Origin of the sequence: Catenuloplanes indicus, from assembly GCF_030813715.1 — a bacterium.
Classification (GTDB): domain Bacteria; phylum Actinomycetota; class Actinomycetes; order Mycobacteriales; family Micromonosporaceae; genus Catenuloplanes; species Catenuloplanes indicus.
Genome location: NZ_JAUSUZ010000001.1, coordinates 8567098 through 8581536 on the forward strand (window position 1 = coordinate 8567098; position 14439 = coordinate 8581536).

Annotated in this window: 2 protein-coding genes (1 of these 2 only partly in view); both read left to right on the forward strand. The window is 76.2% G+C overall.

All coding sequences use genetic code 11. The features are described from left to right. Nucleotides 1–10890 (forward strand): non-ribosomal peptide synthetase, encoded by a 10890-nt coding sequence (locus J2S42_RS38510; protein ID WP_307247484.1) that lies wholly within the window; start codon nt 1–3, stop codon nt 10888–10890. Next, nucleotides 10887–14439, forward strand: the 5' end (the start) of a protein-coding gene (locus J2S42_RS38515; protein ID WP_307247486.1) for a non-ribosomal peptide synthetase. It continues 10196 nt past the right edge of the window; only the first 3553 of its 13749 coding nucleotides appear in the window; it begins with the start codon at nt 10887–10889; its stop codon lies off the right edge, out of view. The genes J2S42_RS38510 and J2S42_RS38515 overlap by 4 nt, the downstream gene beginning before the upstream one ends.

The window sequence follows — 14439 nt, forward strand, 5'->3', positions numbered from 1 at the left end:
GTGAGTAACGAGAACAACGGTTCGCGGCTGCCCTTGACCCAGGCCCAACTGGGCGTCTGGTACGCCCTTCAGCTCCACCCCGGCACCACCGCCTACGACATCGGCGGCTACGCCGAGATCCGCGGCCCGCTCGATCCGGGCCTGCTCGAGGCCGCCTGCGCCACCGTCGCTGGGGAAGCGGAATCGCTGCGCGCCCGCTTCGACGTCCTCGACGGAGCGGTCAGTCAGACCATCGTGCCCGGCCGGCGGCCACCGACCGCGCGCGTCGACCTCAGCGGCGCACCCGACCCGGCCGCCGCGGCCCGCGCCTGGCTCGCCACGTCGTTCACCGTGCCGCGCGACCCGGCGCGGGACCCGCTGGCCGAGTTCACGCTGCTGCGGCTCGGCCCGGACCTGCACTGGTGGTGCCCGCGCGCGCACCACCTGGTGCTCGACGGCTACAGCTTGCCGCTGGTCTGCGCGCGGATCGCGGACGTCTACCGGGCCCGCTCGCAGGGGGCGCCGGACGGCGACAGCCCGTTCCGCCCGTACCGGCTGCTCATCGAGGCGGACGCGGCCTACCGGGAGTCCGCCGGCCGGCGCACCGACCGCGAGTTCTGGGCGGAGCGGACCGGCACCGGCTGGACTGTGCCGACGCTCAGCGGGCGAGGGCCGCAGCCGCCCGGCCCGTTCCACCGCAGCAGCATCGAGGTGCCGTTCGCCGCCGCCGGCACCGCCTCCTGGGGCGAGACCGCGCTCGCCGCGTTCGCCGCCTACCTGTCCCGGCTCACCGGCTCACCCGAGGTCAGTATCGGCATCCCGTTCACCGCGCGGGCCGGCGCGCTGCTGCGCGTCCCCGGCGACGCCGCGAACGTGCTGCCGTTGCGGGTGACCGTGCCGCCGGGCGCGGACGCCGCCGCGCTGACCGCTCAGACCGCCGCCGCGCTCGGGTCGGCCCGCCGGCATCAGCGCTACCGCGGCGAGGACCTGGCCCGCACCGGCCCGATCCACGGCCCCAGCGTGAACCTCAAGTATTTCGACTACCGGCTGGACTTCGGCACCGCGGTCGCGGAACTGCGCAGCGTCGCCGCCGGGCCGGTCGACGACCTGACGCTCTCCGTCCGCCGCTCGGGCACCGGGCTCCTGCTCGACCTGGACGCGAACGCCGGCGCCTACAGCCCCGCGGACACCGACGGATACCTGCGCGGCTTCGGCGAGTTCCTCGCCGCCTTCGACGGCCCTCTGCACAAGATCAATCTCGCGGGTACGTCGTCCGCGCGCGTCGCCGGGGGACAGTTGACCGGGCGCGCGCTGCCACCCGAGCCGCGCCCGTCGTTCGCCGCCGCGTTCGCCACGCAGGCCGCGGCGACTCCGGACCCGGTCGCGCTGCACGACCGGGACCGGTCGTGGACGTTCGCCGCGCTGGACACGGCGGCGGAACACCTCGCGACCGCGCTGCGCGCCGCGGGCGCCGGGCCGGAGCGCCTGATCGCACTGGCCCTGCCGCGCGGCGCCGACGTAGTGATCGCGATGCTCGCCGTCGCCCGCACCGGCGCTGCCTGGCTCCCGCTCGACCTGAGCCAGCCCGCCGACCGCCTCGATTTCATGCTCCGCGACGCGGCCCCGTTCGCGCTGCTCGTCGCGGACCCGGCCACCCCGCCCGTGCCCCCACCGCCCGGCACCGCCGTCCTCGCCGTCTCCGCACCGCCGCCGGGTCCGGCTTCCGTGCCGGTTACCACTTCCGTGCCGGTTACCACTTCCGTGCCGGATGTGGCTTCCGCGCCGGTTGCCGGCGCTGCCTCAGCGCCGAGTGTCCCTTCCGTGCCGCCTGCCGTTTCCGTGCCGCCTGCCTTTTCCGTGTCGCCTGCCTTTTCCGTGTCGTTTGCCGGTGCCGCCTCGGCGCCGGGTGCCGCCTCCGCGTCCGGTGCGGGTTCCGCGTCGCCGTCCGGTGCCGCCTCCGTGCCGTCGTCCGTCGCGGCGCCGGCCGCCGGCTCGGGCTCGGGGGCGTCGGCGGTCGGCGACGCACGGCTCGCGTATGCGATCTACACCTCCGGGTCGACCGGGCGGCCGAAGGCCGTGCAGGTCAGCCAGGGCGCGCTCGCGTCGCTGCTGGCCGGCCACCGGGACGGCATCATGGCCCGCGTGCCGGCCGGGCGCCGGCTGCGGATCGCGCACACCGCGCCGCTGTCGTTCGACGCCGCGCTCGACCCGCTGCTGTGGATGGTCGCCGGCCACGAGCTGGTCCTGGTGCCCGAGGACGTCTACCGCGACCCGGCCGCCCTGGTCCGGCTGGTCCGCGACCAGCGGATCGACTACGTCGACACCACACCCGGCCACCTGACCCTGCTGCTCGACGCCGGGCTGCTCGACCCGGCCGCGCACCGCCCCTCCGTGCTCGTCTTCGGCGGCGAGGCCGCGCCGCCCGCGCTCTGGTCCCGGCTGCGGGCGCTGACTGACGCACCGGTCAGCATCAACGCCTACGGCCCGACCGAGTACACGGTGGACGCGCTGCACGCGGCCGTCGAGGATGCCGCGCAGCCGGTGCTCGGCACGCCGGTCGCGGGTGCGCGGGCGCTCGTGCTGGACGACGCGCTGCGACTGGTGCCCGAAGGCGGCGTCGGCGAACTGTACGTCGGCGGTCCCGGCCTGGCCCGCGGCTACGCCGGCCGAGCCGGTCTGACCGCCGCCCGTTTCGTCGCCGACCCGTGCGGCCGGCCCGGCGCCCGCCTGTTCCGCACCGGTGACCGCGTCCGGCTGCGCATCGGCGGCGCCCTCGAATACCTCGGACGCGCGGACGACCAGGTCAAGATCCGCGGCTTCCGCGTCGAGCCGGGCGAGACCGAGGCCGTGCTCGCCGCGCACCCCCGCGTCGCGCACGCGGTCGTCGTGCCCCGCGAATCCGCGGCCGGCCCGATCCTCGTCGCTTACGTGGTCCCGGCCACCGCCTCCGGTGCGCGGGACGCGGCGGCCAGTGCCGCCTCGGGTGCGCCGGAAGCGACAGCCGACACCTCCCGGACGCCGGGGCCGGCCGCCGGCGAGGCATCGGACGTGCCGGACGCGGAAGCGGGAACCGGCCCGGGCACCGCCGTCACCCCGCTCGGGCAGCCAGGCGCGGACCTCGCCGCCGTGCTGAACGCCTATCTGCGCGAACGGGTGCCGGACTATCTCGTCCCCGCCGCGATCGTGCCGCTGCGAGCGCTGCCGACGACCGTGAACGGCAAGCTCGACGTCCGCGCCTTGCCGGAGCCCGAGACGACGGCCACCGGCCGCGCGCCGCACGGCCGGGTCGAGGAGACGCTGGCCGGGATCGTCACCGAGCTGCTGGGCGTACCCGAGGTCGGCGTGGACGACGACTTCTTCGCGCTCGGCGGGCACTCGCTGACCGCGGCCCGGCTGCTGACCCTGGTCCGGGAGCGTCTCGGCGCGGAATTGGACCTCCGTGCCGTGTTCACCGGCCGGACCCTCGCCGCGCTCGCCCGTACCGTTGAGAACGCCCGGCGCAGCGCACGACCGACGCTGACCGGCGGATCAGGAGACGACCGCACGCCGCTGTCCCCGGCACAGCGCCGGTTCTGGTTCGCCGGCCGGCTGGACGGTGACAGCGCGCTCTACAACATCCCGCTCGTGGCGGAGCTGGACGGCCGCGTGGACCCGGATGTGCTGCGGGCCGCACTGCGCGACCTGGCCCTCCGGCACGAGACGCTGCGGACCGTCGTCGCGGAGGACGCGGACGGACCCTGGCAGCGCGTGCTCGCCGATCCCGGTGATCTGCTCACCGTGCACGACGCCGGGCCGGTGGTCGCGCCGCTGATCGACCGGGCGGTCAGTGAGCCGTTCGACCTCGCGCACCGGCCACCGCTGCGCGCGGTGCTGCTGCGCGGGCCGAAGACGGACACGCTGGTCCTGGTCCTGCACCATGTGGCCGGTGATCAGGCCGCCACCGGTGTCCTGCTGACCGACCTCGCGGCTTTCTACGCGGCACACGCCGAGGGCGGCACGCCCGCGGTCGCACCGCTCTCCATGAGCTACCGCGACTACACCCGCTGGCACGCCGCACTTCTCGCCCACCGGGCCGGCACGCCGGGGCAGGTGGACGAGGGCCGCGGCATCGGGGAGCGGCAGCTCCGCTTCTGGCGGCGCACGCTGGACGGGCTTCCCGCCGAGGTGCCGATCGCCCGGGACCGGCCGCGCCCGGCCGAGCCGCACAGCGCCGGTGCCGTGCACCGGGCCACGCTGGACGCGGGTGCGCATGCCAGGCTGCGTGACCTGGCCCGGGACGGCGGGGTCACCACGTTCGCGGCGCTGCACGCGGCGACCGCGATCGTGCTCGACGCCTTCGGCGCCGGGGAGGACCTGCCCATCGGTACGCCGGTGGCCGCGCGTCCCGACCCCGCGCTGGACGCGGTCGTCGGCTGTTTCCTGAACACGGTCGTGTTGCGCACCGACCTGTCCGGCGACCCCACGGTGCGGGCGCTGCTCGACCGCGTGCAGCGCGCCGACGCGGCCGCGTTCGACCACGCGGATCTGCCGTTCGAGCGGGTCGCGGAGGCGCTCAACCCGCCGCGCGAGCCCGGCCGGCATCCGCTCTTCCAAATCATGATCATCCACGAGTACGCGCAGGACGAGACGCTCCGGCTCGGCGGCGTCTCCGGCCGGGCGCGGCTGGCGGACACCGGCACGGCCAAGTTCGACCTGACCGTCAAGTTCACCGAGCGCACGGACGGCCTCGACCTCCGGATCGAGTACGCCACCGCGCTGTTCGACGCCGCCCGGATCGAAGCGCTGACTCAGTCCCTGCTGACCGTCCTGACCGGACTGCCTGATCACTCGGACAGCCGGTTGTCCCGCCTGCCGGTGCTGCCGGACACGGCCTGGGACGTGGCCCGCGGACCGGACGCCGAGGTCCCGGACACCACGCTCCCCGCGCTGTTCAGCTCCGCCGTGGCCGCCCACCCGGACCGGACCGCGATCGTCGACGACGCCACCGGCCGCACGCTCAGCTACGCCGGCCTGGACGCGGAGGCCACCCGCGTCGCGGCCGGCCTGCGCGCCCGGGGCGCCGGGCCCGGCACGATCGTCGCGGTCGAGATCCCGCGCTCGATCGAGCTGATCGTCGCGCTCTACGCGATCCACAAGGCCGGTGCCGCCTACCTGCCGCTCGACCCGGACCACCCGGCCGAGCGCACCGCGCTGATGCTCGACGACGCCCGCCCGGTCGTCCACCTGCACGCCGACACGGTCCGCACGCTGGCCGCCGCACCCGGCGAGGGCAGCGCCGCCAGACCCGGCGACGGCCGAGCGCCCACGCCCGGGGACGCGGCCTACGTCATCTACACGTCGGGGTCGACCGGGCGGCCGAAGGGTGTGGTCGTGCCGCACCGGGCGATCGTCAACCGGCTGCTGTGGATGCAGCACGCCTACCCGCTGGCCAGCGGCGACGTGGTGCTGCAGAAGACGCCGGCCGGGTTCGACGTGTCGGTCTGGGAGTTCTTCTGGCCGCTGCTCGCCGGCGCCACGCTCGTGCTGGCCGCGCCCGGTGGTCACCGCGACCCCGGCTACCTGGTCGACACGATCACCCGGCACCGGGTCAGTACGCTCCACTTCGTACCGTCGATGCTCGGTGCGTTTCTGACCGACCCCCGGGTGCGCGAGTGCGAGGGCGTGCGCCGCGTCTTCTGCAGCGGTGAGGCGCTGCCGGCCGCGCTGGTCGCGCGCTTCCGGGCGACGCTCCCGGCCGAGCTGCACAACCTCTACGGTCCGACCGAGGCCGCGGTCGACGTGACCGCGTGGCGCACCGGCGACGCGGACACCCGCACGCCCGCGCCGATCGGCCGTCCGGTGTGGAACACCGGCGCGCACGTCCTGGACCGCCGGCTCCGCCCCGCGCCGGCCGGCGTGCCGGGCGAGCTCTACCTGAGCGGCATCCAGCTCGCCACCGGCTACCTCGGCCGGGCCGGGCTGACCGCGACCCGTTTCGTCGCCCACCCGCGAGTCCCCGGCGAACGTCTCTACCGCACCGGTGACCTGGCCCGGCGCCGCCCGGACGGCGCGGTCGACTACCTCGGCCGGGCGGACGACCAGGTCAAGGTGCGCGGCGTACGGATCGAGCTCGGCGAGGTGGAGGCCGCGCTGCAACGCCACCCCGGCGTCCGCGCGGCCGCCGCCACCTCCCGGACCGACCGCTCCGGCAACGCCCGCCTGCTCGGCTTCGTCGTTCCCACGCCCGGCACCGCCCTGGACCCGGACGCGGTCCGCGGCTGGCTCGGCACCGTGGTCCCGGACGCACTGGTCCCGTCCACGATCCGCGTCCTGGACGCGCTGCCGCTCACGCCGAGCGGCAAACTCGACCGCCGCGCGCTCCCGGCCGGCCCACCGGCGCCGTCCGGCGCCGGGGCAGCCGGAGCCGCGCCCGACCGTGCGATCAGTCAGCAGCCCGCCCCGGCGGCAGCCGCCGGGACGGCAGCCGGCCGTGCGGGTGCCGATCCGGTGGGCGTCATGAGCCACGTCTTCGCGGAGGTGCTGGACCGGGCCGACGTGCTGCCGGACACCGGGTTCTTCGCCGCGGGTGGCGACAGCATCCTCGCGATCCAGCTGGTGAACCGCGCCCGCGCGGCCGGCCTGCGGATCCAGGTCAAGGACGTGTTCGCGCACCAGAGCCCGGCCGCGCTCGCCGCGGTCGCCGAGCCGCTGGTCGCGGCCGTTACCGCGCCCGCGGTAACGGCGGAGACCGCGGCCGAGGGACCGGTCGAGCTGACGCCGATCATGCACCGGCTGCGGGAGCGCGGCGAACTCGGCGGCGCCGTGCAGACCGCGACCGCGACGCTGCCGGCCGGCACGGACCTGGCCGCGCTGACCGCAGCGGTGCAGACGCTGCTCGACCGGCACCCGATGCTGCGGGCCCGGCTGACGATCAGCGCGCACGGCCACTGGTCACTGACGATCCCGGCGCGGGACGAGACGCCACCCGCCGCTCGTCTCGTGCGGTCCGCCCCGGACGCCGCGGCGGCCGGCGCCGTGCCCCGCGCACTGATCGAGGAATCAGTGGCGACGCTTGACCCGCGCGCGGCCCGGAACTCCAGCTGGTGCCTGATCCCGGCCACCGACGGCGGCGCACCGCTGGTCGTCGCGGTGATCCATCACCTGGCGGTCGACACGGTCTCCTGGGGCATCCTCTGGGCGGACCTGCGTGCCGCCCTGGCCGGAACGCCGCTGCCGATCGCCGGCCCGCTGCCGTTCCGCGCCTGGTCCGCGCGCCTGCGTGACCTCGCGTCCAGCCCCGGGGTACTCGGCCAGTACGGCTACTGGCTCGGCACGTCGGCCGCCGGCACCCCGGTCCTGCCCCCGGCGGCCACGGCCGGGAACACCGGCCGCGCCACGCTGTCGGTCGAGGCGGACGTGTTCGCGCCGCTGTGGGACTGGGCCGTCGACCGGTACGGCTTCACCGGCGAGGACTTGCTGCTGGCCGCGGTGGTGCACGCCGCGACGGCGACGGCGGCGGACGGCACGGGCCGGGACGTGACCGTCGCGGTCGAACGGCACGGGCGCGACGACGAGGCCACGTTCGGCACGGTCGGCTGGTTCACCACGCTGCACCCGGTGCGCTTCGCGGGCGTCGCCGGCGCGGATCCGGTGGCGACGCTGAAGGCGGTCAAGGAGACGCTGCGCGCGGTTCCCGGCGGCGGGCTCGGCTACGGCCTGCTGCGCCACCTCAATCCGCAGACCGCGCCGGGCCTCGCGGCACTGCCCGAGCCGGAGTTGCTGGTCAACTACCTCGGCAATCTGCCGGACGGGCTGGACCCGGCGCTGCTCGGCGACGCCGGCCCGCACGGCCGGGGCGCGGAGCTGGTCGCCTGGACCGTCGGGGGCCGCGCACTGCACGCGGTGCTGCTCGGCGACGCGGCGTACGACCTGGACCGGTTCCGGGACGCGCTCGGCTCGGCCTTCGTGGCGCTGAGCCGGGCGGTCGCGGACGCGCCGGGCGGCCGTACCCCCTCGGATCTGCTGTTCGACGGTCTGACCCAGGACGACGTGGACGGTCTGGACGCGGACCAGCCGGGCTGGCTGGACGTGGTGCCGGCCGGTCCGTTGCAGGAGGGCCTGGTCGCGCTGGCGCACACCGCGGGCACGCGGCTGGACGTCTACACGGTGCAGCTGCGGCTCCGGTTCCGCACGGTGCCGGACGCGGGCCGGATGCGGGCCGCGATCGAGGCGGTGTTCGCCCGCCACGTGGGGTTACGGCTGGGGCTGCGGCCGGTCGAGTCCGGCCGGGTGGTCGCGGTGGTGCATCCACCCGCCCCGGTGCCGCTGCACGAGCATCGCGACCGCGAGGTGGACGGCCTGGCCCGGGAGCGGCGGCAGGAGCGCTTCGACCTCGCCGAGCCGCCGCTGTTCCGGTTCGACCTGGTGACCGGCCCGGACGGCACCGGCACCCTGATCATCACCGGCCACCACGCCGCCTGGGACGGCTGGTCCGCGCCGCTGCTGGTCAACGACCTGCTGGCGCTCTACAGCGGCCGGCTCGCGGCCCCGGACGGCTCCGCGGCCCACCTCGCCTACCTACGCGACCTCGCGAACCGCGACGAGTCCGCCGACCGGGCGGCGTGGCGCACCCTGCTGGCCGGGCTGGACGGGCCCACGCTGCTGCTCCCGGACGCGCCGCCGGCCGGGGGCACGCTTCCCGCCGAGGTGCGCACGACGCTGCCCGGCGACCTCGGTGACGCGCTGCGGCGCCGGGCCGGGGCGCGCGGGCTCACGCTCAACACGCTGCTGCAGGGCGCGTGGGGCCTGCTGCTGGCGCGGCGCACGGGCCGGTCCGACACCACGTTCGGCATCACGGTGTCCGGCCGGCCACCGGAGATCGACGGGCTGGACCGGGCGATCGGGCTGTTCGTCAACACGGTCCCGGCGCGGTGCGAGACGCGGGCCGGGGACTCGGTCGGCGACGTGCTCGCCCGGCTGCAGGAGCGGCAGGCCGCGACCGCGGCGCACCACCGGCTCGGGCTGGCCGCGATCCAGCGGGCCGCCGGCCTGGGGACGCTCTTCGACACGCTGCTGGTGTTCGAGAACTATCCGCTGGACGAGGCCGCGCTGCTCGGCCCGGCCGGTGGCGGTGACGCGGGCCTGGTCGCGATCGAGGCGGACGACGCCACCCACTACCCGGTGACGCTGACGGTCTTCCCGGGCGACGAGATCGGCCTCGCGCTCGGCTACCGCCCGGACCTGTGCGACGCGGACACCGCGCACGCGCTCCTGGCCGAGCTGCGGGGCCTGCTGGACCTGTTCGCCGCCGGCCTGTCCGCGCCGATCACCCGGGCCGGCCTGCACCCGGCCACCGGCGGCACGGCGGACCGGCCGGCCACCGTGCCGGAGCACGCACCGGCCGCCGGCCCGGACGACCGGCCCGCCGACGGCGACGACCCGGCCGGGCGGCTGGCGGCGATCTTCGCCGACATCCTGGAGATCCCGCACGCGGAGCCCGGCGACAGCTTCCTCGCGCTCGGCGGCGACAGCATCCTCGCCATCCAGCTCGTCGCGCGCGCCCGCGCCGCCGGTCTGCACTTCACCGCCGCGGACGTCTTCACCCACCGGACGGCCGCCGCGCTGGCGACGGCCGCGGCCGCGCCGCGCCGCGCGCCGCGCACCCCGGCGAAGGACGCGTTCCGCACCCCGCACCTGACCCCGATCATGCATTGGCTGCGCGACCTCGGCGGCCCCACCGGCAGCTACAGCCAGCGCGTGCTGCTGCGCCTGCCGGCCGGCCTGACCGAGGAGCGCCTGACCCGGGTGGTCCAGCGGGTGCTGGACCGGCACCCGATGCTCCGCGCCCGCGTCGACGCCGACTGGCGGATCACCGCGGCGCCGCCCGGCGCGGTCCGGGCCGCGGACGTCCTCACCGTCGCCACCGGCGACCCGGAGGACGCGACCGTCACCGCCGCCGCGCTGCTCGACCCGCACGCCGGCGCGGTGACCCGCTGGGTGCTGCTGCGCGACACCGGCACGCTGCTCGTGGTCGCGCACCACCTGGTCGTCGACGGCGTCAGCTGGCGGATCCTGATGGCCGACCTGGCCGCGGCCGCGGCGGACGTCCCGCTGCCCGCGCCCGCGACCGGTTTCGACGACTGGACCGCGCTGCTCGCCACGGACGCCGCGACGCCGAGGCGGACCACCGAGCTGCACCACTGGCAGCGTGCGCTCGACGCGCCACCGCCGTTCCCCGGTCTGCGTCTGGACGCGGCCCGGGACACCGCGGCCACCCGGCGCGAGCTGACGCGCAGTCTCGACTCCGGCGAGACCGAGGCCGTGCTCACCCATGGCGCCGAGGACGTGCTGCTGGCCGCGCTGGTCACCGCGCTCGGCGAGCGACCGGTCGCGGTGCTGCTGGAGGGCCACGGCCGCAACGACGACGTGCTCGACGCGGACGTCAGCCGCACGGTCGGCTGGTTCACCAGCATGTACCCGGTCCGGCTGGACGCCGGTGACCCGGCCCGGGTCGCGGCCGCCCGCAAGGCCGTCCCGGACCACGGCCTCGGCTACGGCCAGCTGCGCCACCTGCGGCGCGTGCTGCACGCGCCGGAGCCGCAGATCCGGTTCAACTACCTGGGCCGGTTCAGTACCGGCACGCACCGCGACTTCGCGCCGGTGGACGAGACCGAACCGATCGGCGGGTACGCCGACCCGGCGCTGCCGATCCCGTACCCGCTGGACATCACGGCCGCGGCGGTCGACGGCGCGCTGCACCTGCGGCTCGCCTGGCCCGGCCGGCACCTCGACGAGCCGCGCATGCGCGCGTTCGCCGACGACTACCTGCACGCCCTGCGACACCTGTCCGGCCGGCGCGCGCCGGACCCGGACGACGCCGTCCTCGTCGACATCGGCGCGGACGAGCTCGACGACCTGTGGAGGAACGCATGACCGGCCTGGAGGACGTCCTTCCGCTGTCCCCGCTGCAGCACGGACTGCTCGTCTGGGCGTCCTACGGTGACGCCGCCGCCGACGTCTACGCGGTGCAGCGCGCGTTCGACGTCGAGGGACCGGTCGACGCGGCGGCGCTGCGGCGCGCGGGTGAGACGCTGCTGCGCCGGCACCCGAACCTGCGGGCGGCGTTCCGCTTCCGGCGCAGCGGCGACCCGGTCGCGCTGGTGCCGCGCACGGCCGAGCTGCCGTGGCGGTCCGCGGACCTGACCGCGCTGGACGCCGGCGCGCGCCGCGCCGAGCTGGACCGGATCGCGGCGGACGAGCGCACCCGCCCGTTCGACCTGGGCCGGCCGCCGCTGCTCCGCCTGGCGCTGGTCCGCACGGACGAGACGCGCTACACGGTGCTGCTCACGTTCCACCACATCCTGCTGGACGGCTGGTCCGTGCCGCGGCTGGTCACCGAGCTGTTCACGCTGTACGGCACGCGCGGCGACGAGGCCGGGCTGGGCGCTCCGGTCCCGTACCGCCGCTATCTGGCCTGGCTGTCCACTCAGGACGCGGAGGCGTCCGTCGCGGCCTGGCGCCGCTACCTGGACGGGCTCGACGGTCCCACGCTGGTCGCGTTCGGCGCGGACCTGCACGGCCGCAGCACGCCCACCGAGATCACCACGTTCTTGACCGAGGACGAGACGGAGGCGCTGCGCGCGCTGACCCGCCGGCACGAGGTCACCGCGAACACGGTGCTGCAGACCGCCTGGGCGCTGGTGCTCGGCGAACTGACCGGCAAGTCGGACGTGGTGTTCGGGCTCAGCGGCTCCGGCCGCTCACCGGAGCTGCCCCGCGCCGACGAGATCATCGGTCTGCTGATCAACACGATCCCGGCCCGCGTCACGCCGCGCGCCGGTGAGACGGTCGCGGAGCTGCTCACCCGCGTGCAGGCCGGCCAGGCCGGGCTGCTGGCACACCAGCACGTGCGGCTCGCGGAGCTGTCCGCGGGCGGCGGCGAGCTGTTCGACACGTACGCGGTCTTCGAGAACTACCCGCTCGACCAGGGCGTGCTGGACGCGCTCGGCAGCCGTGCCGGGCTGCGGATCCACGGCGTCGAGTCGGCCGAGGGCAGCCACTATCCGCTCGGCGTGATCGCCACGCCCGGCGGCCGGCTGCGCCTCGACGTCCGCTACCGCGCCGAGGCGATCCCGCGCGCGACCGCGGAACGCGCCACGCGACGGCTCACCGACACGCTTCGGACGATCATCGAGAACCCCGGCCGGCGGTACGCCCGGCTGCCGCTGCTCGCCCCGGGCGAGCGCGCCGATCTGCTGGACGCCCGCAACCGCACCGAGCCGGCTCCACCCGGGGCCACGTTCGCGGAGCTGGTCGCCGGCCACGACCCGGACGCGCCCGCGGTCGTGCACCAGGGCACCACGCTCACCTACCGCGAGCTGCACGCGCGCGCCGACGTGGCGGCCGGCCGGCTCGCCGCGCGCGGCATCGGCCCGGAGCGCAGCGTGGTGGTGGCGCTGCCCCGGTCCGCCGACCAGATCGTGGCGATGTTGGCCGTGCTGAAGGCCGGTGCGGTGTACGTCCCGGTCGACACGGACTATCCGGCCGAGCGTGTGGCGTACCTCCTCGACGACGCCGCGCCCGCGCTGGTCATCATCGCACCCGCGCACACCCGCCTGCTCCCGCCGTCCGCGCCGGTCGTGCTGCTCAGCGAGCTGGAGGCCGAGGGGCCGTCGCGGGAGCCGGACCGCGCGCGTCCGGACAACGCGGCCTACACGATCTACACCTCCGGCTCGACCGGCCGGCCGAAGGCGGTCGTGGTCACGCACGCCGGACTGCCCGCGCTGGTCCGCACGGTCGCGGACGCGTTCCGGCCCGGCCCCGGCGACCGGGTGCTGCAGTTCGCGTCGCAGAGCTTCGACACGTCCGTGTGGGAGCTGTGCATGGCGCTCGGCACCGGCGCGGCCGTGGTGGTCGCGCCACCGGAGCGGCGGCTCGGCCCGGAACTGGCCCGGCTGCTCACCGAGGAGCGGATCACGCATCTGACGTTGCCGCCGTCCGCGCTGGCGGAGCTGCCCACGGACGCGGTCGCGCCCGGCACCGTGGTGATCGTCGCGGGCGAGGCCTGCCCGCCGGAGCTGGCCCGCCGCTGGATCGACGCCGGGCACGTGTTCTTCAACTCCTACGGCCCGACCGAGACCACGGTCGACGCCACGCTGTGGCGGGCCGGTGAGCCGTCCGGCACCGCGCTGCCGATCGGCCGGCCGGTCGCCGGTACCACGGTCTACGTGCTGGACGCGCTGCTGCGCCCGGTCCCGCCCGGCATCCCGGGCGAGCTGTACGCCGGCGGCACCGGCCTGGCGCGCGGTTACCGGGGCGTGCCCGGCCTGACCGCCACCCGGTTCGTCGCGAACCCGTTCGGCCCGGGGCGCCTCTACCGCACCGGTGACCTGGTCCGCTGGCGCGCGGACGGCGACCTGGAGTTCCTCGGCCGCGCCGACCACCAGATCAAGATCCGTGGCTTCCGGGTCGAGCCGGGCGAGGTCGAGGCCACGCTCGCCGCGCACCCCACGGTCGCGTCCGCGCTGGTCCTGGCCGTCGACGACGAGGTGGTCGGCCGCCGCCTGATCGCCTACGTGACGCCGTCCGGCGCGGAGGAGAAACCGGACCAGGTCACGCTGCGCGCGTACGCCGGCCGGAGCCTGCCCGAGCACATGGTGCCGTCCGCGGTGGTGACGCTGGACGCCTTCCCGCTCACCCCGAACGGCAAGGTGGACCGGGCCGCGCTGCCCGGCGCCGCGCCCGCGGTCACCGGCACGGCCCGGCCGTCCGGCGGCGCCCGCCCGCGCGAGGAGCTGATGTGCGGCGTGTTCGCGTCCGTGCTCGGCGTGCCCGAGGTCGGCCCGGACGACAGCTTCTTCGACCTCGGCGGCCACTCGCTGCTCTTCGCCCGCCTGGTCGCGCGCGTCGAGGCGGTGTTCGGCACCACGCTGTCGATGTCCGACGTGTTCGAGGCGCCCACGCCGCGCGACCTGGCCCGGCTGCTGGACGCGGGCCGCCGCCGTCCGCCGCTGACCGCCCGCGACCGCTCCGGTCCGCAGCCGCTGTCGTTCGCCCAGCGCCGCCTGTGGTTCCTGCACCGGCTCGACGGGCCCAGCGCCACCTACAACATCCCGGCCGTGCTGCGCATCCGCGGCGCGCTGGACGTGGACGCGCTGCGCGCCGCACTGTCCGACGTGGTCGCGCGGCACGAGAGCCTGCGCACGGTCTTCCGGGACGGCGACGGCGAGGGACTGCAGGAGGTGCTGGCCGACCCGTCGCTGCCGTTCACGGTCGGCGCGGCCACCGAGGCGGACCTGGACGCGCGGCTGACCGAGGCGGCCGGGCACCGGTTCGCGCTCGACGCGGAGATCCCGGTCCGCGCGCACCTGTTCGCGCTCGCGCCGCAGGACCACGTGCTGCTCGTGCTGCAGCACCACATCGCGGGCGACGAGTGGTCGGTCGGGCCGCTGTTCGCGGACCTGCGCCGCGCGTACGAGGCTC